At 68.1% G+C, this 24811-nt stretch carries 25 protein-coding genes and 2 tRNA genes; 7 read left to right on the top strand and 20 right to left on the bottom strand.

Annotation, left to right across the window (positions count from 1 at the left end; translation table 11 throughout):
• The 5 genes from ASC59_RS02570 to ASC59_RS02550 form a co-directional block, all read right to left on the bottom strand.
• Window positions 1-684, bottom strand: a complete 684-nt coding sequence (locus ASC59_RS02570) for an ATP-dependent Clp protease proteolytic subunit (RefSeq protein ID WP_055818071.1) — start codon at window positions 682-684, stop codon at window positions 1-3.
• Between the two features lie 28 nt (window positions 685-712).
• Window positions 713-1300, bottom strand: a complete 588-nt coding sequence (locus ASC59_RS02565; RefSeq protein WP_055818069.1) for an ATP-dependent Clp protease proteolytic subunit — start codon at window positions 1298-1300, stop codon at window positions 713-715.
• Window positions 1301-1388: 88 nt separating this feature from the next.
• Window positions 1389-1889, bottom strand: a complete 501-nt coding sequence (locus ASC59_RS02560; protein WP_235492553.1) for a tetratricopeptide repeat protein — start codon at window positions 1887-1889, stop codon at window positions 1389-1391.
• A gap of 71 nt (window positions 1890-1960) precedes the next feature.
• Window positions 1961-3394, bottom strand: a complete 1434-nt coding sequence (gene tig, locus ASC59_RS02555) for a trigger factor (protein ID WP_055818067.1) — start codon at window positions 3392-3394, stop codon at window positions 1961-1963.
• 41 nt (window positions 3395-3435) lie between these two features.
• Window positions 3436-3512 (bottom strand) — tRNA-Pro (locus ASC59_RS02550).
• 194 nt (window positions 3513-3706) lie between these two features.
• On the opposite strand from ASC59_RS02550, the gene ASC59_RS02545 reads away from it, so the two are divergent.
• The 4 genes from ASC59_RS02545 (at window position 3707) to ASC59_RS02530 (ending at window position 7089) form a co-directional block, all read left to right on the top strand.
• Window positions 3707-3780: transfer RNA gene (locus tag ASC59_RS02545), tRNA-Gly, on the top strand.
• A 127-nt stretch (window positions 3781-3907) separates the two neighbouring features.
• Window positions 3908-4591 (top strand): hypothetical protein, encoded by a 684-nt coding sequence (locus ASC59_RS02540; RefSeq protein ID WP_055818065.1) that lies wholly within the window; start codon window positions 3908-3910, stop codon window positions 4589-4591.
• Between the two features lie 151 nt (window positions 4592-4742).
• Complete coding sequence (locus ASC59_RS02535; protein WP_055822705.1) at window positions 4743-5663, top strand: alpha/beta fold hydrolase; 921 nt, start codon at window positions 4743-4745, stop codon at window positions 5661-5663.
• 76 nt (window positions 5664-5739) lie between these two features.
• Window positions 5740-7089 carry a DUF445 domain-containing protein gene (locus ASC59_RS02530; protein ID WP_055818063.1) on the top strand — a complete coding sequence of 450 codons (1350 nt, stop codon included), beginning with the start codon at window positions 5740-5742 and terminating at the stop codon, window positions 7087-7089.
• A 6-nt stretch (window positions 7090-7095) separates the two neighbouring features.
• Here the strand turns inward: ASC59_RS02530 and ASC59_RS02525 are convergent, their stop codons facing one another.
• From ASC59_RS02525 to hisD, 6 genes are all read right to left on the bottom strand, one after another.
• On the bottom strand, window positions 7096-8169 hold the full coding sequence (locus tag ASC59_RS02525; RefSeq protein ID WP_055818062.1) for a ScyD/ScyE family protein: 1074 nt from the start codon (window positions 8167-8169) through the stop codon (window positions 7096-7098).
• A 378-nt stretch (window positions 8170-8547) separates the two neighbouring features.
• Window positions 8548-9576, bottom strand: coding sequence for a quinone-dependent dihydroorotate dehydrogenase (locus tag ASC59_RS02520; protein ID WP_055818060.1), 1029 nt, complete (start codon window positions 9574-9576; stop codon window positions 8548-8550).
• A 6-nt stretch (window positions 9577-9582) separates the two neighbouring features.
• Window positions 9583-10056 carry a transcriptional regulator NrdR gene (nrdR, locus tag ASC59_RS02515; RefSeq protein WP_055818058.1) on the bottom strand — a complete coding sequence of 158 codons (474 nt, stop codon included), beginning with the start codon at window positions 10054-10056 and terminating at the stop codon, window positions 9583-9585.
• Window positions 10057-10163: 107 nt separating this feature from the next.
• Window positions 10164-10574 carry a VOC family protein gene (locus tag ASC59_RS02510; RefSeq protein WP_055822702.1) on the bottom strand — a complete coding sequence of 137 codons (411 nt, stop codon included), beginning with the start codon at window positions 10572-10574 and terminating at the stop codon, window positions 10164-10166.
• Between the two features lie 10 nt (window positions 10575-10584).
• The gene (locus ASC59_RS02505) at window positions 10585-11061 is read right to left on the bottom strand and encodes a helix-turn-helix transcriptional regulator (protein ID WP_055818057.1); all 477 of its coding nucleotides are present in this window, start codon (window positions 11059-11061) and stop codon (window positions 10585-10587) included.
• A 73-nt stretch (window positions 11062-11134) separates the two neighbouring features.
• Complete coding sequence (hisD, locus tag ASC59_RS02500) at window positions 11135-12436, bottom strand: histidinol dehydrogenase (protein ID WP_055818055.1); 1302 nt, start codon at window positions 12434-12436, stop codon at window positions 11135-11137.
• Between the two features lie 129 nt (window positions 12437-12565).
• Between hisD and ASC59_RS02495 the strand changes: the two genes are divergently transcribed.
• From ASC59_RS02495 to ASC59_RS02485, 3 genes are all read left to right on the top strand, one after another.
• Window positions 12566-13108: a flavin reductase family protein gene (locus tag ASC59_RS02495; protein ID WP_055818053.1), complete on the top strand. Its 543-nt coding sequence runs from the start codon at window positions 12566-12568 to the stop codon at window positions 13106-13108.
• Window positions 13109-13228: 120 nt separating this feature from the next.
• Window positions 13229-14206 carry a hypothetical protein gene (locus ASC59_RS02490; protein ID WP_200942304.1) on the top strand — a complete coding sequence of 326 codons (978 nt, stop codon included), beginning with the start codon at window positions 13229-13231 and terminating at the stop codon, window positions 14204-14206.
• Window positions 14207-14215: 9 nt separating this feature from the next.
• Window positions 14216-14851: a GNAT family N-acetyltransferase gene (locus tag ASC59_RS02485; protein WP_055818051.1), complete on the top strand. Its 636-nt coding sequence runs from the start codon at window positions 14216-14218 to the stop codon at window positions 14849-14851.
• On the opposite strand, the gene dnaE is transcribed toward ASC59_RS02485, so the two are convergent.
• The 9 genes from dnaE to ASC59_RS02440 all read right to left on the bottom strand — a co-directional run bounded on the left by dnaE (window position 14817) and on the right by ASC59_RS02440 (window position 24712).
• On the bottom strand, window positions 14817-18287 hold the full coding sequence (gene dnaE, locus ASC59_RS02480; RefSeq protein ID WP_055822697.1) for a DNA polymerase III subunit alpha: 3471 nt from the start codon (window positions 18285-18287) through the stop codon (window positions 14817-14819). The two genes, ASC59_RS02485 and dnaE, sit on opposite strands and share 35 nt — an antisense overlap.
• Before the next feature lie 144 nt (window positions 18288-18431).
• Window positions 18432-19352, bottom strand: a complete 921-nt coding sequence (locus tag ASC59_RS02475) for an RluA family pseudouridine synthase (protein WP_055818048.1) — start codon at window positions 19350-19352, stop codon at window positions 18432-18434.
• A gap of 2 nt (window positions 19353-19354) precedes the next feature.
• Window positions 19355-20017 (bottom strand): signal peptidase II, encoded by a 663-nt coding sequence (lspA, locus tag ASC59_RS02470; RefSeq protein WP_055818047.1) that lies wholly within the window; start codon window positions 20015-20017, stop codon window positions 19355-19357.
• A complete protein-coding gene (locus ASC59_RS02465) occupies window positions 20007-20684 on the bottom strand; it encodes a DivIVA domain-containing protein (RefSeq protein ID WP_055818045.1) in 678 nt (225 codons plus the stop codon). The genes lspA and ASC59_RS02465 overlap by 11 nt, the downstream gene beginning before the upstream one ends.
• Before the next feature lie 124 nt (window positions 20685-20808).
• Window positions 20809-21105 (bottom strand): YggT family protein, encoded by a 297-nt coding sequence (locus ASC59_RS02460; protein ID WP_055818043.1) that lies wholly within the window; start codon window positions 21103-21105, stop codon window positions 20809-20811.
• A gap of 6 nt (window positions 21106-21111) precedes the next feature.
• On the bottom strand, window positions 21112-21591 hold the full coding sequence (locus ASC59_RS02455; RefSeq protein WP_055818041.1) for a cell division protein SepF: 480 nt from the start codon (window positions 21589-21591) through the stop codon (window positions 21112-21114).
• Window positions 21592-21621: 30 nt separating this feature from the next.
• Window positions 21622-22305 carry a YggS family pyridoxal phosphate-dependent enzyme gene (locus tag ASC59_RS02450; RefSeq protein WP_055818039.1) on the bottom strand — a complete coding sequence of 228 codons (684 nt, stop codon included), beginning with the start codon at window positions 22303-22305 and terminating at the stop codon, window positions 21622-21624.
• 22 nt (window positions 22306-22327) lie between these two features.
• Window positions 22328-23524, bottom strand: a complete 1197-nt coding sequence (ftsZ, locus tag ASC59_RS02445) for a cell division protein FtsZ (protein ID WP_055818037.1) — start codon at window positions 23522-23524, stop codon at window positions 22328-22330.
• Between the two features lie 189 nt (window positions 23525-23713).
• Window positions 23714-24712 carry an FtsQ-type POTRA domain-containing protein gene (locus ASC59_RS02440; RefSeq protein WP_082513579.1) on the bottom strand — a complete coding sequence of 333 codons (999 nt, stop codon included), beginning with the start codon at window positions 24710-24712 and terminating at the stop codon, window positions 23714-23716.
• Window positions 24713-24811 lie beyond the last annotated feature (99 nt).

Raw genomic sequence — 24811 nt, 5'->3', positions numbered from 1 at the left:
CTACTTGCCGATCGCGGCGAGGCCCTTGCGGGAGCTCAGCACCTGGTCGATCAGGCCGTACTCGCGGGCGTCTTCCGCCGACAGGATCTTGTCGCGGTCGATGTCCTTGTTGACCTGCTCAACGCTGCGGTTCGAGTGCTTGGCCAGCGTCTCCTCGAGCCAGACACGCATGCGGAGGATCTCCTGCGCCTGGATCTCGATGTCGGACGCCTGCCCCTGACCCGCCTGGCCGACGGCCGGCTGGTGGATGAGGATGCGGGCGTTCGGAAGCGCGAGGCGCTTGCCGGGCGTGCCTGCAGCGGCGAGCACAGCTGCAGCCGACGCCGCCTGGCCGAGCACGACGGTCTGGATCTGCGGACGGATGTACTGCATCGTGTCGTAGATCGCCGTCATGGCAGTGAACGAGCCACCGGGCGAGTTGATGTACATCATGATGTCGCGGTCGGGGTCCATGCTCTCGAGCACGAGCAGCTGCGCCATGATGTCGTCGGCCGACGCGTCGTCGACCTGCACGCCGAGGAAGATCACGCGGTCCTCGAAGAGCTTGGCGTAGGGGTCCTGGCGCTTGTAGCCGTAGGCCGTGCGCTCCTCGAACGTGGGAAGGATGTAGCGCGAGGACGGCTGGTGCAGTGCGCTGCCGCCCATCGAGCTCGTTGCGGATCCACCGAAGCTGGGGATGGTCATGTCTAAGTCCTTGTCTCTCTTCGGTGCTCTACTTGGCGTCCGTGCCGCCGCCGCCGAACACGTCGAGCGCCGATTCGCGGATGTGGTCCACGAAGCCGTACTCGAGTGCCTGCTGCGCGTTGAACCAGCGGTCGCGGTCACCGTCTTCGTTGACCTGCTCGACGGTCTTACCCGTCTGAGCCGCCGTGATCTCGGCGAGGCGGCGCTTCATGTCGAGGATGAGCTGGGCCTGGGTCTGGATGTCGCTCGCAGTTCCACCGAAGCCACCGTGCGGCTGGTGGAGGAGCACGCGGGCGTTCGGGGTGATGTAGCGCTTGCCCTTCGTGCCTGCGGTCAGGAGCAGCTGGCCCATCGAGGCCGCCATTCCGATACCGACGGTGACGATGTCGTTGGGAACGAACTGCATGGTGTCGTAGATCGCCATGCCTGCCGTGATCGAGCCGCCGGGAGAGTTGATGTAGAGGTAGATGTCCCGCTTCGAGTCCTCGGCGGCGAGGAGCAGAAGCTTCGCCGCGATCTCGTTGGCGTTCTCGTCGCGCACCTCGGAACCGAGCCAGATGATGCGGTCCTTCAGCAGGCGGTCAAAAACACTGGGTCCCAGTGTCGGTTCGGCCATTGTGTCGCTCCTTCAGTTATCGCGTAAGACGAATCTAACCGAGCCGATCATCGGAACCGGGCCATGTTCGCCGTGAGCAGAGTCGGGGTCAGAGTGCCAACTCGGCCGCGTAGGCGCGCACCGAGCGCGTATAGAGCTGAAGGTGAGGTGCGAGCGCGCTGAGAGCCACGGATGCCGCCCTCTCCGCGTTCCCGGCAGTCGCGAGGGCGAGCGCGAGGAACGCCGCGGCCGCATCGTCGAGCGGGGACTCCGGGTGCTCGGTGCGCTCGGTCTCCAGCATCCGGATGCTCTCCTCCACCTCTCCGAGATTCCGGAGGGTGCTGGCGAGCTGGATGACGGCCTGCGGACGATGCACCTCGTCGAGGCCGAGGGCGATGGCCCGGCGGTACAGCAGGGCTGCATCGGCTTCGAGCCCGGCCGAGTCGCGGGCGCCGGCCATCTCGAACGCGGAGCGGGCGTCGTCACCCCCGCGTTCGGCCGCGAGCGCGTCGATGCGCTGGATGACGGCGTCGTCACCGAGCTCGTCGGCAGCTGCCCAGACAGCGTCGATGCGGGCGTCCCAGTCGTCGGAGTGCATGGCGTGCTGCATCCGTTCTCCCTCGGATACGCGAAAGGGCCGATCGCAAGAAGCGATCGACCCTCTCGAAATGGAACTGCTGACTACTCGGCGTCGGCCTTGGCAGCCGCCTTCTTCTTGGCGGGGGCCTTCTTCTTCGGCTTCTCCTCGGCCTCGATGATGGCGTCGGCCGCCTCGGCGTCCTCGACGACCTCTTCAGCCTCGGCGACGACATCGGCCTCGGCCTCGTCCTCGTCCTCCTCGGTGACGACGAAGTCGGACAGGTCGACGGCTGCACCGTTGGTGTCCGTGACGACGGCCTTGCCGAGCACGAGGGCGAGGGCCTTGTTGCGGGCGACCTCTCCGACCATGGCGGGAATCTGACCGTTGCTGCTCAGTGCCTGGACGAACTCGTTGGGGTCCATGCCGTACTGGGCCGCGCCCTGGATGAGGTACTGCGAGAGCTCGTCCTGGCTGACCTTGACCTCTTCGGCCTCGGCGATGGCGTCGAGCAGGATCTGCGTGCGGAAGGTCTTCTCGCTGGAGATGGCGACCTCGGCGCGGTGCTCGTCGTCCTCGAGACGGTTCTCGTTCTCGAGGTGGCGGTGCACCTCGTCCTCGATGAGACCGGCGGGAACCGGAACCTCGACCAGCTCGGTGAGCTTCTCGATGAGGAGGTCGCGGGCCTGGCCGCCCTGCTCGAACGTCTTGGAGCGGCCGGCCTGCTCGGCGAGGCTGGCCTTCAGCTCGTCGAGGGTGTCGAACTCGCTGGCGATCTGAGCGAAGTCGTCGTCGGCCTCGGGGAGCTCGCGCTCCTTGACGGCCACGACGGTGACGGCGATCTCAGCGGTCTCGCCCTCGTGGTCGCCACCGAGCAGCTTCGACTCGAAGGTCGTCGCCTCGCCGGCGGTCAGTGACTCGAGCGCCTCGTCGATGCCCTCGATGAGGTCGCCGGAGCCGAGCTCGTAGGAGATGCCGCTGGCCGTGTCGACCTCGGCGCCGTCGATCGTGGCGATCAGGTCGATGGTGACGAAGTCGCCGCTCGTGGCGGGGCGGTCGACGGTGCTCAGGGTGCCGAAGCGGCTGCGCAGGGTGTCGAGCTCCTTCTGGATCTCCTCGTCGCCGACCTCGACGGCGTCGACCGTCAGCTCGATACCGTTGTAGTCGGGAAGGTCGATCTCGGGACGCACATCGACCTCGATGTGCACGAGCAGGTCGCCCGAGAAGTCCTTGTCGCTGGGCCACTCGACGATGTCGGCGGACGGACGGCCGAGGGTGCGCAGGTCGTGCTCGGCGACGGCGGCGCGGAAGAAGCCGTCGAGGCCCTCGTTGACGGCGTGCTCGAGAACGGCGAGCTTGCCGACGCGCTGGTCGATGATGGGGGGCGGAACCTTGCCCTTGCGGAAGCCGGGGATGTTGATCTCCTCGGCGATGTGGCTGTACGCGTGGGTGATGCTGGGCTTCAGCTCCTCGGGCGTCACCGAGATGGTGAGCTTCGCGCGAGTCGGGCTGAGCTTCTCAACCGAGGTGTTCGGCATGGGGGAAGATCTCCTGTAGATGAGGGGGTGTGTCGATGCGGTGGTCGGGGCGACAGGATTCGAACCTGCGACCTCCCGGTCCCAAACCGGGCGCTCTACCAAGCTGAGCTACGCCCCGAGTCATCCGCTCAACTCGTTCTCGATCCATCGCGAGGCACGCGCCAAGGCACGCGATAGCGGGGAACCTCGGAAAGTCTACTGCACGGCATCCGTGCGTTCCGTCCGATCCGCAGCCGGGCATCGCACCCCACGTGCACGGAGCACGCGCCAGTCTGTATTACGATGGTCGAGTTGCCTTTTCACGAAGGCCACGGGGATGTAGCTCAATGGTAGAGCCTCAGTCTTCCAAACTGATCACGCGGGTTCGATTCCCGTCATCCCCTCCACAACGAGGCCCGGACACTCCGCGAGTGGCCGGGCCTTCGTCGTTGCAGGGGCTGCACCGCGCCGAGCAGTCGCCGGCCGCGCACGGCCTCTGGCGGGCACACGCATCACGGGAGCACAATGTGACCCATGACGGATGCGGCATCGCCGACCTCCGCGGAACCGCCGCCGGTTCCGCCCGGCGTCCGCGCGCAGATCCTCGCCACGGAGCACTGGGGACTCCTGGCGTCGCGGAGCACGTCGCAGGCCGAGGTGCTCACACGCATCGCGATCTTCCTCACTCTCGTCTCCGCTGCATTGGTGAGTGTCAGCCTCCTCGGCCAGGCCACGAAGTACAGCGGGCCGTTCGCCCCGTCGGCGCTGGGCATCCTGGGCCTGTTGTACGTGATCGGCATCCTGACCCAGGTCCGCGTGATCAACGTCGCCGACGAGGACATGATGTTCGTCATCGCGATGAACCGGCTGCGTGCCGCGTACGTGGACATCGACCCCGGGGTGGAGCGGTACTTCTTCGCATCGGCCCATGACGACGAGGTCGGGATGCAACGCACCTATTCGTTCCTCCGGCCGCGCGGCTCCACCCAGGTCGCCGGGAGTTCGATGGTCTTCATCATCGTCGTGAACTCGGCCGTGCTCGGCATGTTCGTCGGCGGCCTGATCGCAGCGCTCACCGGCCTATACGGGTTGGCGATCGTCGTCGGTGCCGTGCTGGTCGTGCTCTCCGTCGTCGTCTGGCTGATGTTGGGATACCGCGGCTACAGGCGTTCACTCGCCTCGTACACGCCCATCAGCCCGTCGGCGCCTGAATCATGACCGCGGTCGACAGGATGCCGCGGTCGTCGCCCCTCGAACCGGCCGACAGGAGTGGCGGATGCGCGGCGACCGCTTCTGGGCCTACCGTGGGGGAAAGCGCGTCGCCGACACGGATGATGCCGAGAATCACCTGATGGACAGGGGGTTGCCGATGAAGGAACCGAAGAAGTCCGGAGAGTCCGCTGAGGAGCGCCGTCGCGCGCGTCGCACTCCGCGCCGACCGGCGTCGAGCCTCGCTGAACGCTGGACCACCGTAGACGGCATTGACCTCTTCTACAGGGAATCGCCCGAGGCGCCCCCTGGTGCCCCGGTGATGATGCACTTGCACGGCTTCGGGTTGTCCGGCCGTTATCTCCTGCCGACGGCCGCACTGCTCAGTGACGAGTTCCACACCCTCGTTCCCGACCTGCCGGGATTCGGCCGCAGCGGGAAGGCACCGAGGACTCTCGACGTGCCCGACCTGGCGCACGCGGCCGCGCGCTTTCTCGACGATCGTGGCGTCGAGAAGGTGAGCCTGGTGGGCAACTCCATGGGATGCCCGGTGATCCTGGAGTTCGCCCACCACTATCCGGAACGCCTCGAGCGGGCCGTTCTGGTCTCCCCCGCCGGCGGCATCCACAATCAACCCCTCAGGCGCGCGGTAGGTCAACTCGCTCGCGACGGCGGCCGGGAGCCGACGCGGATGGTCGGCGTCGCCACCCCCGACTACCTGCGGTTCGGAGTTCCGAGCACCGTCAGGATGTTCCGAGCGCTCACCCAGTACCCGACGCTCGACAGGCTGCTGGCCCTCAAGATCCCCACTCTCGTCGTCATCGGCACCCGCGACCCCCTCATGCCGGGTCCGCAGCGGGTGCACGACATCGCAGTGCGCACCGACAACCATCTGCTCCTCGTCGTCATCGAGGGCGCCGCCCACGCGATCAACTTCAGCCACCCGGGCGAACTGGCCCATGCCATCCGACTCTTCATGTCGGACAAGCCGATCACCGACGACCCGGACTCCCCCGGGAACGCCGTGACGTACGAGATCCACCGCAGCGAGCACCTTCCGCCCATCGGAGCCGACAACTGAGGCCTGATCACCGGCGGGTGCGGGCTCCACGAGGCATACGGTGGAGGGAGCGACACTCACAGCGGAAGGGGGCTCGATGACTCAGCAGGCAGATCCGCGCACGGCGGTGCCGGCCGGACCGACATCACCGGCTGCAGCGGCTGCACCGGCATCAGCGGCATCACCGCGGATCCTGAGCGAGGCGGATGCCGACAGGCTGGTCGCGCTCCGCCAGATGAAGCGCATCGCGGCCGGACTCCTCGTGCTCGCCGCCGTCGTCTTCGCCGTGTCGTTCTCCCTGCAGGACGCCTACCCGTGGCTCGGGTACGTGCGCGCCGCCGCCGAGGGTGCGATGGTGGGCGCCATCGCCGACTGGTTCGCCGTGACCGCCCTGTTCCGGCATCCGTTCGGCCTGAAGATCCCGCACACGGCGATCATCCCGACCCGCAAGGACGAGATCGGGGCGAGCCTCGGAGAGTTCGTGGAGGAGAACTTCCTGTCGGAGGAGGTCGTCCGCGGCAAGCTCGCCACCTTCAGCGTCGCCGACAAGGTGGGGACCTGGCTCGCCGATCCGAGGAACGCCGCCCGCGTCGGTGCCGAGGGCGCCGTGGCGGCGCAGGGCATGCTGAGGCTGCTCAGCGACGATGACGTGCGCGACGTGATCGAGCGGCTCGCCCGTCGCCACCTGTTCGAACCCGAGTGGGCGCCGTCCCTCGGCAGGGTCGGGTCGCAGCTCGTGGCGGCCGATCAGCAGCGGGCTGCCGTCGACGCCGTGCTCGACGCCACCGAGACGTGGCTGGTGGCGCACCCGGATGCTCTGGGAGACGTCGTCTCGGAGCGTCTCCCCCGCTGGGTGCCGGGGTTCGTCAGCGGCATCGTCGACGACCGCGCGCACCGCGAGGTGCTGAAGCTGCTGCAGTCGGTGCGCGAGGATCCGCAGCATCCGTTGCGACTCTCGATCGATCGGTATCTCGCCGGCGTCACCGACAGACTGCAGCACGACCCCGAGATGATCGAGCGCGTCGAGGGGATCAAGGCCGACTTCCTCGAGTCCCCCAGGCTGCGCGAGTTCGCCGACGAGCTGTGGAGCTCCGTGAAGGTGAGCCTCGCCGATTCGCTCGCCGACCCGCAGAGCGAGTTGCGGGTTGGGGCGGATGCCGCCCTCGTGGAGGTGGGTCAGCGGCTCGCGAAGGATCGCGTGCTCGCGGGCAAGGTCGACGCTTGGATCGCGGATGCCGCCACCTACGTCGTGCTCAACTACAGGCACGACCTCGCCGCCGTGATCAGCGAGACGGTCGAGCGCTGGGATGCCCGCGAGACGACCGAGAAGATCGAACTGCAGGTCGGCAAGGACCTGCAGTTCATCCGCATCAACGGCACCGTGGTGGGAGCGTTGGCCGGCGTCACGATCTACGCTGTGGCGACCGGGATCCACGCTCTGTTCTGAGCCGGGTCAGTGTCCGCCGTGTCCGCATCCGGCTCCACGGTGGTGCTGCCCGGCACTGGCGATGCCGGTGATCTTCACCACCTCGCCGCCGAGCGTGACCACGTAGGCGGTGTCGCCCCTGAAGTCGACGGAGGTCGGCAGGTCGAGGCCGTCTGCCACGACGGAGAACGTTCCTGTGCGGTCGACCTTCAGCAGTTCACCACTGTCGGGCAGGGCGGGCGATCCCGCGGGAACCTCACCCGGCGCGTCACCCTGGGAGAGCGCGTAGAGTCCGCAGCGGCCGAACTCCACGTCGACGAGGAGGCTGTATCCGGATGCGACGTCGCGGGGCCGGGGGTTCCATCGGCCGAACGAGACGACCTTTCCGGTGGAGGCGTCATGCGGAACCGGCCCGGCCTCGGCCAGGTACACGACTGAGCCACGGGTGTCCAGGCCGGTCGGAACGATGTTGCCGAACTGCACGAGCTGACTGATGGCCCCGGACAGCGACACCGTGAGCACGCGGTTGTGGTGCCCGTCGGTCACGAGAAAGCCGCCACGGGACGGCTGCATCGCGTACTGCACTCCCCGGGCGATGAAGATGTCGAAGTCGGCTGGGGGCGGATTCTCGATCGACCACGCACCGATGTCGGCGATCACGGTGAAGCTGTTCGGCCCGTCGACCCTGTAGATGCCGACGGTGTCGTTCGTGGTGGCACCGGGCACGTCATCGCCCACCATCGTCACGAGGACGTAGGCCGTGCGGCCGATGAAGGCCACGTCGATGGCACCGCCGATGCCGATGATCGCGGGCGGCAGCCCTGTCACCAGCGGGGACGTCGCGCCCGTGCGCGGATCGATCCGGGTCACCTGGCCGATCGCACCCTCGGTGACGTACAGCGCACCGTCCGGCCCGATGGTGCTCCCGCTGGCGCCCTGCAGCCCGGACACGAGTACGGACTCGGTGGGTCCGCCGCCGTGCCCGCCCCCGCCCCCGCCCCCGGCGTCAGTCGTCGCGTTCGCCGCGGACGGGGCGAGCAACGACGTGAGGACGAGCACCGCGGCAGCGGCACCCGAGAGCAGCGTTCTTCTGATTCTCATGAGAGTTTCCTCCGGTCGACATCTGTCAGGACCGGCCGCATGCGTAACTCGAAGGACCGGCGTTGGATCAGCCGCTCCAGACGAGTCAGAACACCGCTGCATGCTCCTTCGCCACCGCAGCTGCACAACACGGTCCTCCGCAGCCGCTCCCGCGTCAAGCGATGCGGCCGCTTTCTCATGAAGTGGGCGCGAGTGTGTTGAGGCACGTCGAGGCGACGCGGGTGGCTATGGCCCCGTACGAGTCAGCGGAGTCGAGGGCGGATGCGGCCTGGAACCGGCCGATTCGACCCTGTGCAGCGCTCGAATCCGCTGACTCGTACACCACGGAGGCGCGGGCGGCCGCCGGCCGGCGCCGTGCGCGGCTAGCGCCGTGCGCGGCTACCGCGGCAGCTCGGCCAGTCCGCGGTTGATCTGCCGCGCCCAGAGGGGGCCGCGGTAGAGGAAGGCGGTGTAGCCCTGCACGAGGGTGGCGCCTGCCGCGAGGCGGTCGGCGACATCCGCCGCCGTGTCGATGCCGCCGACGGAGATGACGCACAGCGAGTCGGGTACCACAGCACGGATGCGGCGGAGCACAGCCAGCGACCGGGCAGCGAGCGGTGCTCCGGAGAGGCCGCCCGCGCCGGCAGCCTCGACGACCGATGCCGGTGTGGCCAGGCCCTCACGGGAGATCGTCGTGTTCGTGGCGATGATGCCGTCGAGACCGAGCTCCACGACGAGACCTGCGATGCGGTCGATGGCGTCGTCCTCGAGATCCGGGGCGATCTTGACCAGGAGCGGAGTCGCTCCGGCCGCCGCCTTCACCGCGGTGAGCAGCGGCGTCAGCAGCTCGAGCTCCTGCAGGCCGCGCAGCCCCGGTGTGTTGGGGGACGACACGTTGACCACGAGGTAGTCGGCCAGCGGGGCGAGCAGCCGGGTGGAGGCGAGGTAGTCCTCGGTGGCCTCCTCGACCGGGGTGATGCGGCTCTTGCCGATGTTCACGCCGATGACCGGCCGGTTGCGCCTGCGGCGCAGGGCGAGGAGTCGAGCTCGGGCGACATCGGCGCCGGCGTTGTTGAAGCCCATGCGGTTGATGACGGCACGATCGGGAACGAGCCTGAACAGGCGCGGCCTGTCGTTGCCCGGCTGCGCGTGGGCGGTGATGGTGCCGACCTCGATGTGGCCGAAACCGAGGCGGCCGAGGCCGATCACGGCGTGCGCATTCTTGTCGAACCCGGCGGCAACGCCGAACGGCGTCGGGAACGTCAGACCGAGCGCGCGCACCGGCTGCGGTCTCGGTGACCGCGTGAAGCGGGCGACGAGAGGCCCGATGACCGGCCAGCCCAGCATCCGGATGACCACGAAGCCCAGATGGTGGGCACGCTCAGGGTCCATGCGCGCGAAGAAGGTACGGAAGATGAACGCGTACACGGGCGCCTACTCCTGCGGGCGGGCCGGAAGGCGGCCGTGCTCGTCGCGGAGCTGCTCGATGGCCGTCTCGAAGTCGTCGAGCGACTCGAAGGCCTGGTAGACACTGGCGAATCGGAGGTACGCCACCTCGTCGAGTTCGCGCAGCGGGGGGAGGATGGCGAGGCCGATGTCGTTCGCGTCGAGTTGCGACGCGCCCGTCGAGCGGATGGTCTCCTCGACCTTCTGCGCCAGCACCGCGAGATCGGAATCCGTCACGGGGCGCCCCTGACACGCCTTGCGCACGCCGCTGACCACCTTCTCGCGGCTGAAGGGCTCGACGACGCCGCTGCGCTTGATCACCGAGAGGCTCGCGGTCTCCGTCGTGGAGAAGCGGCGCCCGCACTCCGGGCACTGACGGCGACGACGGATGCTGAGGCCGTCATCGCTGGTGCGGGAGTCGATGACTCGTGAGTCTGGGTGACGGCAGAAAGGGCAGAACATCGTGGCTCCAGCCTAGCGAACGGGCGGGCCGGTTCCGGATGCCGCTGAGGAGGCGCGCACGCGTGCTCCGCCGGACGACGGCGGTGACCGACGAGTCGGCGTTGCCGTCAGGCCGGAGGAGCCTGCGAGATGCGCACGGTGTTGCCGGACGGGTCCCGGAAGGCGCAGTCGCGCGCCCCCCAACCCTGGTCGATCGGTTCCTGCAGCACCTCGGCGCCCGAGGCTCGCACCGTCTCGAAGGTGGCATCGACGTCGTCGGAGGCGAAGACGAGCAGCGGGAGCACGCCCTTGGTCAGGAGCTCCTGCATCGCGTCGCCGTCTGCCTTGGATCGTCCGGCGTGAGGCACCGACAGCACGATGCCCAGACCCGGTTGGGCAGCGCTGCCGAGGGTGACCCAGCGGTAGTCGCCCGAGGCGACGTCGTTCTGCACCTCGAGGCCCAGGGCGTCACGGTAGAAGGGCAGCGACTCGTCGACGTCGTTGACGGTGATGTTGGTGAACTGGAGTGCGATGGTCATGAGGCCGACGCTACGCCGCACTGGATGCGGCGGCTTCTCCGATCCTGCTCGATGCGACTTCTGCGTCGTCCTCCCCGGAAGCAGCAGCCGGCTTGCGCATCGGGCGCGTGTACACCTTCGCGATGCACGCCGGCATCGCCTCGACGGCGTCGTGGCCGCGGCTGCGGTAGGCCGACGGCGTCTCGCCCACGATCTCGAGGAAGCGCGAGCTGAACGACCCGAGGGATGTACATCCGACGGCCATGCAGGCATCCGTCACGCTGGAGCCGGCTCGCAGCAACGCCATGGCGCGCTCGATCCTGCGTGTCATCAGATGGCTGTACGGGGTCTCGCCGTACGCGGCTCTGAAGCTGCGCGAGAAGTGGGCGGGTGACATGAGGGCCTTCGCCGCCATCGTCGGCACGTCGAGAGGCTGGGCGTAGTCGCGGTCGATCAGGTCACGGGCACGGCGCAGGTGAGCGAGGTTCTCGAGCTCCTGCGGGGTCATGGTTCCACGGTAGCACCGGCGGTTTCTCCGGTCACGGATGCCGCATCGCCGGCGTCGGCCGACGTGGTCCGACCTAGCTGAACCGCGCCACGACGGCGTCGCCGTGGGCGGGCAGCGCCTCGGTCGCCGACAACGCGGCGATCGTCTCAGCGACCTCTGCGAGACCCTTCCGGCTGTACTCGACGACCTGCTGCGACCGCAGGAACGTCGCTGCATTCAGTCCGGCCGCGAAGCGTGCCTGGCCGCCGGTCGGCAGCACATGGTTGGAGCCAGCTGCGTAGTCGCCGAGGCTCACCGGGGAGTTCGGGCCGAGGAAGATGGCGCCGGCGTTCTGGATGTCGGCCAGCACGGCCTCCGCATCCGTCGTCTGGATCTCGAGGTGCTCTGGTCCGAAGGCGTTGCTGAAGGCGGCCGCGGCCCGGAGGTCGTCGACGAGCACGACGGCGGACTGCTCCCCCGTCAATGCGGCTGTGACGCGATCGCGGTGGGTCGTGAGAGCGACCTGGCGCTCGACCTCGACGACGACGGCATCGGCGAACTCGGCCGAATCCGTGACCAGGACGGCGGCGGCGAGTTCGTCGTGCTCGGCCTGGCTGATCAGGTCGGCGGCGACGAGCCTGGCGTCGGCTGCGGCATCCGCGATCACGAGGATGTCGGTGGGTCCGGCCTCGGAGTCGATCCCGGCCTGGCCGCGGATCAGTCGCTTCGCCGCGGCGACGTACACGTTCCCCGGTCCGGTGACGAGCTGCACCGGCTCGAGGCCGAGCTCGTCGACCCCGTAGGCGAGGGCGCCGATGGCTCCGGCTCCGCCCATGGCATAGACCTCGTCGATGCCCAGCAGCCCGGCGGCCGCGAGCACCACGGGGTGCACGTGCGAGCCGTGGTCCCGCTGCGGCGGTGACACGAGGGCGATCGAGCTGACGCCCGCGACCTGGGCCGGAACGACATTCATGACCACGCTCGACGGATAGACGGCCTTGCCGCCGGGCACGTAGAGGCCGACCCGGGCGATGGGCTGCCAGCGCTGGCGGATTCTGGCTCCTGGCGCGATCTCAGTGACCGTGTTCTGCGGCACCTGGGCGGAGCTCGCCAGACGAACGCGACGGATCGTCTCCTCGAGCGCTCGGCGTACCGCCGGGTCGAGATTCGCGATGGCCTCGGCGATCTCGGATGCCGGTACGCGCAGGGCGGGCGGGCGTCCTCCGTCGAATCGGTCGGCCTGGGCGAGCAGCGCCTCCGACCCGCCTGAGCGCACCTCATCGATGAGCGCCGAGGCCGCCTCGCTGGCGACGGCGACGTCGACGGCCGCCCGCGGCACGAGCGCGAGCAGTTCGGCAGACGTGTGGGTGCGGCCGCGGAGATCGATCGTGTGCATCACACCCTCGAGTTTACGGGCCGGGGGTGCGGCACGAGTCGCCGGCGCCGGACGACGCGTCCCTTCGCGTCACCGGATGACGAGCCGTTTCAGGAATAGCTCCGGCGGGACGATGATTGAAACATTCGTATGAATGAGTCAGCCCCCGCCTCCAGCTCCATCACGTTCTCAGACGCTGCCACGCCCGAGGACCTGCTCTCGTTCAAGCAGGCGTTCCGCCGTCACGCCGCCGGCGTCGCCGTCATCACGGCCCGCGACTCCGCCGGAACTCCCGTCGGCTTCACCGCCACGTCGCTCGCCTCCCTGTCCGCCGTTCCGCCGCTGGCGACCTTCAACATGGCACGCTCCGCCAGCTCGTGGCCGGCACTCGCGGAGACCGACCGCCTCGTCATCCACATGCTCGGGCGCCGCAACCGGGGTCTCGCGCAGATCATGGCCGGGCCGGCGGCCGAGCGGTTCTCGGGCCACCACTGGGCGCCGGGGCCGCACGACCTTCCCGTGCTCGACGACGTGACGGCCTGGATGCAGGGGCGCATCATCGAGCGGGTGCTCGTGCACAACAGCGCCGTCGTCGTCGTTCAGATCGAGACCGGCGCTCTCGGTCCCATCGACGCCCCGCTGCTCTACCACGAGCGGTTCTACCACGCCCCAGGTGACGTGCTCTCGGACTGAGCCTCCCTCGCCGTTCGGGGGTTTGCCCCCGCACTGTCCGGGGGCCGAACGGATGCCGGGCATCCGTCGATCGTCGTTAGCGTGCTCTCGAGACCCACCGGGTCGAGAGACGAGGCGACCATGTCCACGACGGTTCCGACCAGAACGGCCACCACCGCGGCACGCTCGCCGCTGCTGCTCCCGCCGCCGGTTCGCTGGCATCGACCACTGATCGCGCTCGCCATCGGAATGCTCGCCCTCGGACTCGTGGCCACGATCGGACTGCTCGTCGACCAGCGCGAACTCGTCGGTGCGCCTGTGTGGGCCAAGCCGCTGAAGTTCGCCATCTCCATCGCGATCTACGCCGTGACGTGGGCGTGGCTGATCGGTCAGCTCACCCGGTTCCGGCGCACCGCCTGGTGGACGGGCACGGTCATCGCCGGCACTCTCGCGATCGAGACCGTGCTCATCGTGCTGCAGACCGTGCGCGGTCACCGCAGCCATTTCAATCAGGCCGACCCGTTCGACGGGGCCGTCTGGTCGGTCATGGGCACATCGATCGCCGTGCTCTGGATCGCCACCCTCGTCGCGGCTGTGCTGCTGTGGTTCACACCGCTGGCCGATCGGGCGCGCTCACTGGCGATCAGGCTCGGAGCGGCGCTCTGCCTCGTGGGTCTGGGCCTGGGCTTCCTCATGACGATGCCCCTGCCCGCACAGCTCGAGAACTACCAGGGCATCATCGGCGCCCACACCGTGGGAGCCGACGACGGCGGGGCCGGGCTGCTGCTGCTCGGCTGGAGCACAGAGCACGGCGACCTGCGGATACCGCACTTCATCGGCATGCACGCCCTGCAGGCGCTTCCCCTCGCGCTGCTGCTCATCGAGGTCGCAGCGCGTCGAATCAGTGTGCTCGCCGACGTGCGCGTTCGAGTGGGCCTGGTCTGGACGAGCGGCGCCGTCTACGGTGCCGCGATGGCGCTCGTGACCTGGCAGGCATTGCGCGGCCAGTCGATCGTGCAGCCCGATGCAGCCACCCTGCTCCCCGCTGGAGTGATCGCGGCCGTGGCGGTGATCGGCGTCGGGCTCAGCCTCCGTCATCGCGCGGCAGCGCGCCGCTAACGTTGACGCGTGATCGAGATCCGCCATCCGCTCCCCCACGACCTGCCCGGCATCTACGACATCTGCCTGGTGACGGGTGATGCCGGCGCGGACGGAAGCGGTGTGTACGAGAACCCCGACCTGATCGGGCATGTCTACGCCGGCCCGTACGCCGTGCGGCATCCGGAGTTCGGATTCGTCGTCGCCGATGAGCAGGGCATCGGCGGATACGTGCTCGCGGCCCCGGACACCCGGGCCTTCGAGGCGTGGGAGGAGGCCGAGTGGTGGCCCGCCCTGCGCACCCAGTACCCGCTGGGCTCGGCGGCGACGGATGCCGACAACTCCCTCGTCGCACTCTTCCACGAGCCGGAGCGCATGTCGGACGACGTTCTCCTGCCCTACCCGGCGCACCTGCACATCGACCTGCATCCGCGGCTCCAGGGGCGGGGCCTCGGGCGGGTGCTCATCGGGAAGGCGCTCGACGCCCTGCGCGAGGCCGGGGTCCCGGGGCTGCACCTCGCCGTCGACCCCCGGAACTCCGGAGGTCTGGCGTTCTATCCGCGCGTGGGGTTCACCGGCCAGGAGCGGGTGGGCGACGGCCCGATCGTGTTCACGATCGAGCTCGCGACGGCTACACCAGACAGTTCGGGCCGAGCAGGCTCTTGAGCTCCCCGTAGAGGTCGGCCGTCACCCGCACCGGATACGGCACCTCGAACACGCGGGCCGTCGATCCCTTCACGAGCTTCAGTCGAACCTCGGTCTCTCCGGAGTGCCTGATGAGCACGTCACCCAGCGACTGCATGATGTCGGTCGTCGCTCGCGACTCCGGCACCGAGATGACCACGGGGGCGCCGTCCATGTCGCCCTGACCGAGGTCGGGGCTGAAGATGCTGTAGGCGTGCAGGTTCATGCCGTCGTCCCGCAGGCTCACGCGCCCCCTGACCACGACGATGGAGTCGCCGACCAGCGCCGGGGCGAACTCCTGGTAGGCCTTGCCCATGAACATCACGGTGATCTCACCGCCGAAGTCCTCGACCTGGATCATGCCGTACTGATTGCCCGAGTTCTTGGCCGTGCGGTGCTGCACGCTCGTGACCAGGCCGGCGATGGTGACGGTCTCGCCGTCCTGGGTGTTCTCGTTGGCCATGAGGTCCGCGATCGCCACATCGGCGTGCTTCGCGAGCGGAACCTCGAGACCGGCCAGTGGGTGGTCCGACACGTACAGGCCGAGCATCTCGCGCTCGAAGGCGAGCTTGTCGCGCTTCGACCACTCCGGACGATCCGGCACGTGGGAGACCGGCGCGGCGCCGGCATCCTCGAACAGGCTGTCGAAGTCGAATCCGACGTTGCCGTTGTCCTCGTCGCGCTTGATCTTCACGGCGGACTCCACCGCCTGCTCGTGGATCTCGACGAGCGAACGGCGGGTGTTGCCGAGGGAGTCGAAGGCGCCGGCCTTGATCAGTGATTCGATGGTGCGCTTGTTGGTGGCGTGGATCGGCACCTTGCGCAGGTAGTCGTGGAACGACTCGAAGCGGCCCTTCTCCTCGCGGGCGGCACGGATGCCGTCGACGACGTTCATACCCACGTTGCGCACCGCGCCGAGACCGAAGCGGATGTCCTCGCCGGCAGCGGCGAAGAAGCCGATCGACTCGTTCACATCGGGTGGGAGCACCCTGATGCCCATGCGCCGGCACTCGTTCAGGTAGATGGCCATCTTGTCCTTCGAGTCGCCGACGCTGGTGAGCAGCGCGGCCATGTACTCGGCCGGATAGTGGGCCTTCAGATACGCGGTCCAGTACGACACCACGCCGTAGGCCGCCGAGTGCGCCTTGTTGAAGGCGTAGTCGGAGAACGGCAGCAGGATGTCCCAGAGGGTCTTGATCGCGGCGGCGGAGTATCCGTTCGCCGTCATTCCGGCCGAGAAGCCCTCGAACTGCTTGTCCAGCTCCGACTTCTTCTTCTTGCCCATCGCGCGACGCAGGATGTCGGCCTGGCCCAGCGAGAAGCCGGCGACCTTCTGGGCGATCGACATCACCTGCTCCTGGTAGATGATGAGGCCGTAGGTGCCGCCGAGCACGTCTTCGAGTGCCTCTGCCAGCTCGGGATGGATGGGCGTGATCGGCTGGAGGCCGTTCTTGCGCAGTGCGTAGTTGGTGTGCGAGTCCGCGCCCATCGGGCCCGGCCTGTAGAGCGCCAGGACGGCCGAGATGTCCTCGAAGTTGTCCGGCTTCATCAGTCGCAGGAGGCCGCGCATGGGGCCGCCGTCGAGCTGGAACACACCGAGGGTGTCGCCACGGGCCAGCAGGTCGTAGGAGGGCTGGTCGTCGAGCTCGAGCGATTCGAGGTCGAGCCTGTGCCCGCGGTTCGCCTCGATGTTGTCGAGGGCGTCGGAGATGATCGTGAGGTTGCGCAGCCCCAGGAAGTCCATCTTGATCAGCCCGAGCGACTCCGCAGCCGGATAGTCGAACTGCGTGACGATCTGGCCGTCCTGCTCGCGCTTCATGATCGGGATGATGTCGATGAGCGGGTCGCTCGACATGATCACGCCCGCGGCGTGCACGCCCCACTGGCGCTTGAGGTTCTCGATGCCGAGGGCCGTGTCGAAGACCGTGCGCGCATCGGCATCCGTCTCCACGACGGCCCTGATGTCGCTGGCCTCCTTGTAGCGCGGATGCGCCTTGTCGAAGATGCCGGTGAGCGGGATGTCCTTGCCCATGACGGGCGGCGGCATCGCCTTCGTGAGCTTGTCGCCCATGCCGAAGGGGAAGCCGAGCACACGGGAGGAGTCCTTGAGCGCCTGCTTGGCCTTGATCGTTCCGTAGGTGACGATCTGAGCGACACGCTCCGAGCCGTACTTCTCCGTCACGTACTTGATGACCTCGCCGCGGCGACGATCGTCGAAGTCGACGTCGAAGTCGGGCATGGACACGCGGTCGGGGTTGAGGAAGCGCTCGAAGATGAGGCCGTGACGCAGCGGATCCAGGTCGGTGATCTTCATGGCGTATGCGGCCATCGATCCTGCACCCGAACCACGGCCTGGGCCGACGCGGATGCCGTTGCGCTTCGACCAGTTGATGAAGTCGGCGACGACGAGGAAGTAGCCGGGGAAGCCCATCTGCAGGATGACGCCGACCTCGTAGTCGGCCTGCCTGCGCACGTCGTCGGGGATGCCGTTCGGGTAGCGCTCGGCCAGTCCGGCGTCGACCTCCTTGGTGAACCAGGAGTCCTCGGTCTCGCCCTCGGGAACCGGGAAGCGCGGCATGTAGTTCGCGTTGGTGTCGAACTCGACATTGCAGCGCTCGGCGATGAGCAGCGTGTTGTCGCAGGCCTCGGGGTAGTCGCGGAACAACGACCGCATCTGGTCGGCGCTCTTGAGGTAGAACTCGTCGGCATCGAACTTGAAGCGGTTGGGGTCGTCGAGGGTGGATCCCGACTGCACGCACAGCAGGGCGGCGTGGCTGGTGGCGTCGTGGGCGTGCGTGTAGTGCAGGTCGTTGGTGGCCACGAGCGGCATGTCGAGCTGCTTGGCGAGCCTGAGCAGGTCGTTCATGGTGCGGCGTTCGATCGGCAGGCCGTGATCCATGATCTCGGCGAAGTAGTTCTCCTTGCCGAACATGTCCTGGAAGTCGCCTGCGGCCTTGACGGCCTCGTCGTACTGCCCGAGCCGCAGGCGGGTCTGCACCTCGCCGCTCACGCACCCCGTGGTGGCGATGAGGCCGCTGCTGTACTCCGAGAGGATCTCGCGATCCATGCGCGGCTTGAAGTAGTAGCCCTCCATCGACGCCTTGCTGGAGAGCCTGAAGAGGTTGTGCATGCCCTCGGTCGTGGCGGACAGCAGTGTCATGTGGGTGTAGGCGCCCGCTCCGGACACGTCGTCCTCGCCGCCGTTGCCCCAGCGCACCCTGGTGCGATCGCTTCGGTGCGTGCCGGGCGTGACGTAGGCCTCGGTTCCGATGATCGGCTTGATGCCGGCCTCGGTGGCCGTGCGCCAGAAGTCGAAGGCGCCGAAGACGTTGCCGTGGTCGGTGACGGCGACGGCGGGCATGCCCTGTTCGACGGCGGCCTCGATGAGCGGCTTGACGCGTGCTGCGCCGTCGAGCATCGAGTACTCGCTGTGCACGTGCAGGTGGACGAAGGAGTCACCGTTGGAGGGCAGATTCACTCCTGACGAGAGGGGACGAGCGGGTGGTGAGTGTCCAGCTTAAGACCAGTTCGAGCGCGACACGGCGCGTCGCCAGCGTGTCGGTCAGTCGCCGCGCAGAACGTCGAGGGCGTGCTGCAGTTCTGGGGCATACGGCGACTGGAAGGTGACCCATTCTCCACTCGACGGGTGGTCGAAGCTGAGCTGGCGCGCGTGCAGCCACTGCCTGCTGAGACCGAGCTTGGCCGACAGCTTCGGGTCGGCGCCGTACATGGCATCGCCGACGCACGGATGCCGCTGGGCGGCCATGTGCACGCGGATCTGGTGCGTGCGGCCGGTCTCCAGGTGGATCTCGAGCAGGGAGGCGTACGGGAACGCCTCGATGGTCTCGTAGTGCGTGACGGAGTGCTTGCCGTCGGCGATCACCGCGAACTTCCAGTCGGATCGCGGATGCCGCCCGATGGGCGCGTCGATCGTGCCGAGCAGGGGGTCCGGATGGCCCTGCACGACCGCGTGGTAGATCTTCTCGACCTCGCGGTCGTGGAAGGCACGCTTCAGTGCCGTGTAGGCCTTCTCGCTCTTGGCCACCACCATGAGTCCACTGGTGCCGGCGTCGAGGCGGTGCACGACGCCGGCCCGCTCCGGAGCGCCAGACGTCGAGATGCGGAATCCGGCTGCGGCGAGAGCCCCGACGACGGTCGGGCCCTCCCACCCCACCGAAGGATGCGCTGCGACCCCAGCCGGCTTGTCGACCACGACGATGTCATCGTCGTCGTAGACGATGCCGAGGTCGGGCACCGGAATCGGCACGATCTCGAGAGCCTGCTTGGGCGCCCAGCTCACCTCGAGCCAGGAGCCTCCCCGGAGCCGGTCCGACTTGTCGACGGTGCGGCCGTCGACGCTCACCCCGCCGGCCTCGGCGACCTCGGCCGCGAACGTGCGGGAGAAGCCGAGGAGCTTGGCGATCGCGGCGTCGACACGGGTGCCGTCCAGGCCGTCGGGCACGGGCAGGGAGCGCGTCTCCATGCTCAGTCGCGACCCTCGGGCGACGTGGGCGTCTGCGGGGCAACGGGAGTCGTCGGCGCCTCGGCGGCGGACGTCGCACTCGCGGTGGAGTCCGTCGCGGTCACGTCGGCCTCGGCGGCATCCGCTTCGGGGTCCGCCGCATCCTTGCTCGGCCGTGACCCGTCGAGGCCGATGCCGCGCAGGGTGAGGATGAGGAACAGGACCATGCTCGACACGATGGCCATGTCGGCCACGTTGTAGATCGCCGGGACGATCCACGGTGTCGAGATGAAGTCGATCACGTGCCCCATGCCGAAGCTGGGTTCCCGGAGGAAGCGATCGGTGAGGTTGCCCAGCACACCGCCGAGAAGCAGGCCGAACACGACGGCCCACGCCTTCGAACGGATGCGCGAGGCGAACCAGATGATGAACACGATCACGAGCGAGGCGATGATCGTGAAGATCCACGTCATGCCGCTCGCGAGGGAGAACGCTGCTCCGGAGTTACGCACGAACAGGAGCTGCAGCACGGGACCGAGAACCGGTACCGTCTCCCCCTCCGTCAGGTTGCTGACGACGAGGAACTTGCTCAACTGGTCGAGGCCGAACGCGCAGAGCGCGACCCCGACCAGAAGTGCGAGTGTGGTGGAGCTGACCCTCTTCTTCGTGCCGGCGCTACGCGCCAAAGCCCTGGAAGCTCGGCGCCTGCTGGTCGCCCGATGCACTCACCGGAGAACCGAAGGTCTGGCCGGCGGGAGCGGATGCGGGTGCGGCCGATGCTCCGCCCGATGCGTCGAGCTCGCGCAGCTGACCCTCGATGTAGCCCTTGAGCTTCGAGCGGTAGTCCCGCTCGAAGTTGCGGAGCTCGTCGATGCGGGTCTCGAGGCCCTGACGCTCGGCGTCGAGCGCTCCGATCTGGGCACGCTGCTTGGCCTCCGCCTCAGCGACGACACGTGCGGCGGTGGCGTGGCCCTCTGCGATGAGCGCGTCGCGCTTCTCGATGCCCTCACGCACGTGCTCCTCGTGCAGGCGGCGAGCCAGCTGGAGGAGGTTGGTGGTGCTGGTCTGCTCGTCCTCGACAGGAGCCGCTGCCACAGGGGCTGCGACGGGTGCCGGAACGGCAGCCACGGGCTCGGCGAAGCTGGGAACGGGCGCGACGGCGGCCGGGGCCTCGTCGCCACGCGAACCGGCCGAGGCGAGCTGCTGGCGCAGCTCCTCGTTCTCACCGTTCAGGCGGCGCAGCTCGACGACGACCTCATCGAGGAAGTCATCGACCTCGTCCTGGTCGTATCCCTCACGGAACTTCGTCGGCTGGAACCGCTTGTTGACAACATCTTCCGGAGTAAGCGCCATGGCCTGCCACCCTTTGAACTTGAATCGAACTGGTCTTGGAAACGTTCGACTAACGCTAGCAAAGTCCGCTGGGGATTCGCACGGCGCGCCGACGTCCGACGACGTGGAGGGATCGCCCGATCGCTCAGGCGAACAGCGGAACGACCCACATGAGGACGATGACGATGAGCATCGTCAGGCTCCAACCGAAGTCGAACGCCACGCCGCCGACGCGGAGCGGTGGCAGCAGGCGGCGGAAGAAGCGGATCGGCGGCTCCGTCACGGTGTACACGCCTTCGGCGAGCACGAGGCCGAAACCGCGCGGACGCCAACTGCGGTTGAAGGTCTTCACCAGGTCGAGCACGAAGCGCGCCCACATGACGAAGAAGTAGATCAGCAGCAGGTAGTAGAGGATGCTCGCGAGGAGCGAGACGATCGCCACGTACTGTTACGGCTGCGCGAAGAACGACGCTTCGACGTCGGACTCCGCAGCACCGTTCTCACCGGAGATCATGACGTGCTGCGGTGAGAGCAGGAAGACCTTGTTCGTCACGCGCTCGATCTTGCCGTAGAGGCCTTGGGACAGTCCGCTCGCGAAGTCGATGAGGCGACGGGCGTCGCCGTCGGACATCTGCGAGAGGTTGATGATCACGGGGATGCCCTCGCGGAAGCTCTCGGCGATGACCTGCGCGTCGCGGTACTGGCGCGGGTGCACGGTCAGGATCTCGTTCATCTCGGATGCCACGGGTGCAACCACCTTCGGAGTCGAGGACTTGCGCAGAGGAGTCACCGGGGCGCCACCGCGAGCGGGTGCCGGCGCCGGTGCCGCCGCGACGGGCGCGGCAGGTGCCGCCTCGGGAGTCTCGTATTCGAGCTCCTCATCGGCCAGACCCAGATAGACCATGGTCTTCTTGAGCGGGTTGGACATCGCTACCTCCGTTGCGTGATCACTACAGATTCAGATTAACCGGGGGTCAGGACGATTCCCGGTAATGATGGTGCCGATTCGAAGGTGTGTCGCCCCTTCAAGGATGGCGGCGCGGAAGTCCTGGGACATTCCCATCGACAACGCGGTGGCCTGGGGTGCCTGCCGTTGGATGCGCTCGGAGAGCGCCCTCACATGGGCGAAGGCGCGTCGCGGGTCCTCATCGAGGGGAGCGACAGCCATGAGCCCGAGCAGGCGCAGACCGGGCGCAGCGAGCACCTCGTCGACGAGGCCGGGCAGTCTGGCCGGAGTCGCACCGCCCCGGGACTCATCCGCCGTGAGGTTCACCTGCACGAAGCAGTCGATGCTCGACTCCTCCGACGACAGGGCGTCGACGAGCGACGACCTGTCGACGGAGTGGATGACGTCGGCGTAGGCCCGCACCTGCTTGGCCTTCTTGCCCTGTACCTGTCCGACGAAGTGCCAGCGGATGGGCAGGCCCGACAGTTCGGCCGCCTTCTCCCTCGCCTCCTGGTGTCGGTTCTCGGCGATGTCGTGCACTCCGAGTTCCACCAGGTCGCGGATGAGTGCGGCCGGGTGGAACTTCGTCACGGCGATGGTCGTGATGTCGTCGACGGATCGCCCGGCCTCCGCCGCGGCGTCGGAGACCGCGAGCCGCAGGGAGCCGAGGCGTTCGGCGAGCGTGGCATCCGTCATCGTGAGTCTTCTCGCTCGCTTCCTATTTCAGGAAGTCGGGGATGTCGATGTCCTCGCTGTCGTCGGCGAAGGCGGGGTCTGCCACGACCTGCTCGACGACACCGGAGTCTGCGGTCCAGACGGGAGACTCGACGAGCTCCTCGATGTCGAACTCGCCGTCGAGGGAGTCGGCGGCGGTCGGGCTCACGGCGATGCCGACGGCGGCGGCCGCGGCGCCCAGGCTGGCCTTGGTCTGACCCGCCTTGCGTGCCGCCTCGTCGATCGGCTGCGGCTCTCCGCCGTCGAAGCCGGCCGCGATGACCGTCACGCGCACCTCATCGCCCAGGGTGTCGTCGATGACGGCACCGAAGATGATGTTGGCCTCGGGGTGGACGGCCTCCTGCACCAGACGTGCTGCGTCGTTGATCTCGAAGATTCCGAGGTTGGATCCACCCTGGATGGAGAGCAGCACACCGTGGGCGCCGTCGATCGACGCCTCGAGGAGCGGGCTGGCCACGGCGAGCTCCGCCGCCTTGATGGCGCGGTCGGCACCCCGAGAGGAGCCGATGCCCATGAGGGCGGAACCCGCGCCCTGCATGACCGACTTGACGTCGGCGAAGTCGAGGTTGATCAGGCCGGGGGTGGTGATGAGGTCGGTGATGCCCTGGACACCGGCGAGGAGCACCTGGTCGGCGGTCGAGAACGCCTCGAGCATGCTGATGCCGCGGTCGCTGATCTCCAGCAGGCGGTCGTTGGGCACGACGATGAGGGTGTCGACCTCGTTCTTGAGGCTTGCGACGCCCTGCTCGGCCTGGGTCTGGCGGCGGCGTCCCTCGAAGCCGAACGGCTTCGTGACGACACCGATGGTGAGTGCTCCGATGGACTTGGCGATGCGGGCGACGACGGGTGCGCCGCCGGTTCCGGTTCCACCGCCCTCTCCGGCGGTGACGAAGACCATGTCGGCCCCGGCGAGGGCCTCCTCGATCTCTTCGGCGTGGTCCTCGGCGGCACGACGGCCGACCTCGGGGTCGGCTCCGGCACCGAGGCCGCGGGTGAGGTCGCGTCCGACGTCGAGCTTGACGTCGGCGTCGCTCATCAACAGTGCCTGGGCATCCGTGTTGATGGCGATGAACTCGACTCCGCGCAAGCCCAATTCGATCATTCGATTGACGGCGTTCACACCGCCGCCGCCGATTCCGACGACCTTGATGACGGCGAGGTAGTTCTGGTTTGTTGACACGTCCGGCCTCCGGTTGAAAACCCTAAACCTCAAGTGGAAGCTTAAAGTTATGCTGGGTATGCATTTCTTGATTTGACGTTAGGTCGACACGGGCGAAGCGGGTCAGACAAGCGCGGGCGTGTCGGAACAAATGAGTCGAAGTCGCCTCGCTGTCGCGCCGTGAATCCCGAAACGGGCGGATGGCAGGCGTCAGCTGTAGACGGGGCTCGACGGCGAAGAGACGTCGTAGTTCGCCGCACCCGGCGCCACCGCCATCAGCCTGGCGAGCACGGCAGCCTTGATGACCGAGTCGTCGGCACTCCCCCAGACGACGGCCGGGCCGCCGACGAGCTGCAGCGTGACGTCGTCGCGGGTCTCAGCCCGAACGCTGTCCAGGGTGGCCCGCAGGTCGGCCGGGAGCGCCCGAACCACCTCGCCTGCAGCTGCCAGCGCCTTCGGGGTCGGCGTGTCGAGCACGGGGTAGCCCGCCGGTCGATCGGGAGAGGACGAGATCACCACGCCCGCTGAGTCCACCAGGTCGAAACCGGCGTCCGTGGGCGCAGCACCGATCGGGTCGCGTTCCACGATGCGGATGACGAGCGTGTCCGGCGGGTGACTCTCGGTCGAGTAGCTCTGGATGAGGGTCATGTCGGAGAGCTTGTCCCGCACTGCTGCGAGATCGAGAAGCGGCAGGGGCGTGCCGAGCTGGTCGCTCAGCGCCGTGACGATCTGGGTGGGCGCCACCCTCTGCGCACCCTCGACCGTGACGACCCGCAGCGCCATCATCGGCGAGAAGGCTGTTCCCGCCACGACGAGCACCATGGCGAGCAGGGCTCCCCCGCTGATGAGCCAGGTGCGTCGGCGCCGGCGCGACGCGGCGGTGAAGCGGCGCACCTCTGCGCGCTCGTAGCGCCTGCGGTCGCGCTTGGCGGCGCGGATGCCCGCTGCGGTCGCCCACGCGGAGCGGGTCGGCTCCTGCGGCCGGTGCGACTCGGGATCCGGAGGCGAGGACGACGTCGTAGCCGGATCGTCGACGGATGCAGCCTGGGATGCACTGCCGGCCGCACGCGACCCCCGCCGCTTCCTGGCAGCGCGCCTCTCGGCTTCGGCGGCTTCCGCTGCCGCTGCCGCCTCGGCAGCCTCGCGGTCGAAGAGGAGCACCGGTGGGAGCACGGTGTCGGCTGCAGCGGACGACGAGGTCCTCGACATCCTCGGGGTGGTCGACGGCTGCGGCGCGTCGGTCTTCGGCGGCGCGGGTCGCTTCGCGGCCGGGGGCGGCTCGAACCCCTGCGGCCGCTTCATCGGGCG

The organism is Leifsonia sp. Root1293 (assembly GCF_001425325.1).
GTDB lineage: Bacteria > Actinomycetota > Actinomycetes > Actinomycetales > Microbacteriaceae > Orlajensenia.
Note: the sequence above shows the minus strand (reverse complement) of the source record. Positions and strands in the feature narration are given on the sequence as shown.

Excerpts from the sequence above, each read along its gene's own strand:
- ASC59_RS02570 (WP_055818071.1), bottom strand. The coding sequence starts at position 684 with ATGACCATCCCCAGCTTCGGTGGATCCGCAACGAGCTCGATGGGCGGC.
- ASC59_RS02565 (WP_055818069.1), bottom strand. The coding sequence starts at position 1,300 with ATGGCCGAACCGACACTGGGACCCAGTGTTTTTGACCGCCTGCTGAAG.
- ASC59_RS02560 (WP_235492553.1), bottom strand. The coding sequence starts at position 1,889 with ATGCAGCACGCCATGCACTCCGACGACTGGGACGCCCGCATCGACGCT.
- tig (WP_055818067.1), bottom strand. The coding sequence starts at position 3,394 with ATGCCGAACACCTCGGTTGAGAAGCTCAGCCCGACTCGCGCGAAGCTC.
- ASC59_RS02540 (WP_055818065.1), top strand. The coding sequence starts at position 3,908 with ATGACGGATGCGGCATCGCCGACCTCCGCGGAACCGCCGCCGGTTCCG.
- ASC59_RS02535 (WP_055822705.1), top strand. The coding sequence starts at position 4,743 with ATGAAGGAACCGAAGAAGTCCGGAGAGTCCGCTGAGGAGCGCCGTCGC.
- ASC59_RS02530 (WP_055818063.1), top strand. The coding sequence starts at position 5,740 with ATGACTCAGCAGGCAGATCCGCGCACGGCGGTGCCGGCCGGACCGACA.
- ASC59_RS02525 (WP_055818062.1), bottom strand. The coding sequence starts at position 8,169 with ATGAGAATCAGAAGAACGCTGCTCTCGGGTGCCGCTGCCGCGGTGCTC.
- nrdR (WP_055818058.1), bottom strand. The coding sequence starts at position 10,056 with ATGTTCTGCCCTTTCTGCCGTCACCCAGACTCACGAGTCATCGACTCC.
- ASC59_RS02510 (WP_055822702.1), bottom strand. The coding sequence starts at position 10,574 with ATGACCATCGCACTCCAGTTCACCAACATCACCGTCAACGACGTCGAC.
- ASC59_RS02505 (WP_055818057.1), bottom strand. The coding sequence starts at position 11,061 with ATGACCCCGCAGGAGCTCGAGAACCTCGCTCACCTGCGCCGTGCCCGT.
- hisD (WP_055818055.1), bottom strand. The coding sequence starts at position 12,436 with ATGCACACGATCGATCTCCGCGGCCGCACCCACACGTCTGCCGAACTG.
- ASC59_RS02495 (WP_055818053.1), top strand. The coding sequence starts at position 12,566 with ATGAATGAGTCAGCCCCCGCCTCCAGCTCCATCACGTTCTCAGACGCT.
- ASC59_RS02490 (WP_200942304.1), top strand. The coding sequence starts at position 13,229 with ATGTCCACGACGGTTCCGACCAGAACGGCCACCACCGCGGCACGCTCG.
- dnaE (WP_055822697.1), bottom strand. The coding sequence starts at position 18,287 with ATGCTCGACGGCGCAGCACGCGTCAAGCCGCTCATCGAGGCCGCCGTC.
- ASC59_RS02475 (WP_055818048.1), bottom strand. The coding sequence starts at position 19,352 with ATGGAGACGCGCTCCCTGCCCGTGCCCGACGGCCTGGACGGCACCCGT.
- ASC59_RS02465 (WP_055818045.1), bottom strand. The coding sequence starts at position 20,684 with ATGGCGCTTACTCCGGAAGATGTTGTCAACAAGCGGTTCCAGCCGACG.
- ASC59_RS02455 (WP_055818041.1), bottom strand. The coding sequence starts at position 21,591 with ATGTCCAACCCGCTCAAGAAGACCATGGTCTATCTGGGTCTGGCCGAT.
- ASC59_RS02450 (WP_055818039.1), bottom strand. The coding sequence starts at position 22,305 with ATGACGGATGCCACGCTCGCCGAACGCCTCGGCTCCCTGCGGCTCGCG.
- ASC59_RS02440 (WP_082513579.1), bottom strand. The coding sequence starts at position 24,712 with ATGTCGAGGACCTCGTCGTCCGCTGCAGCCGACACCGTGCTCCCACCG.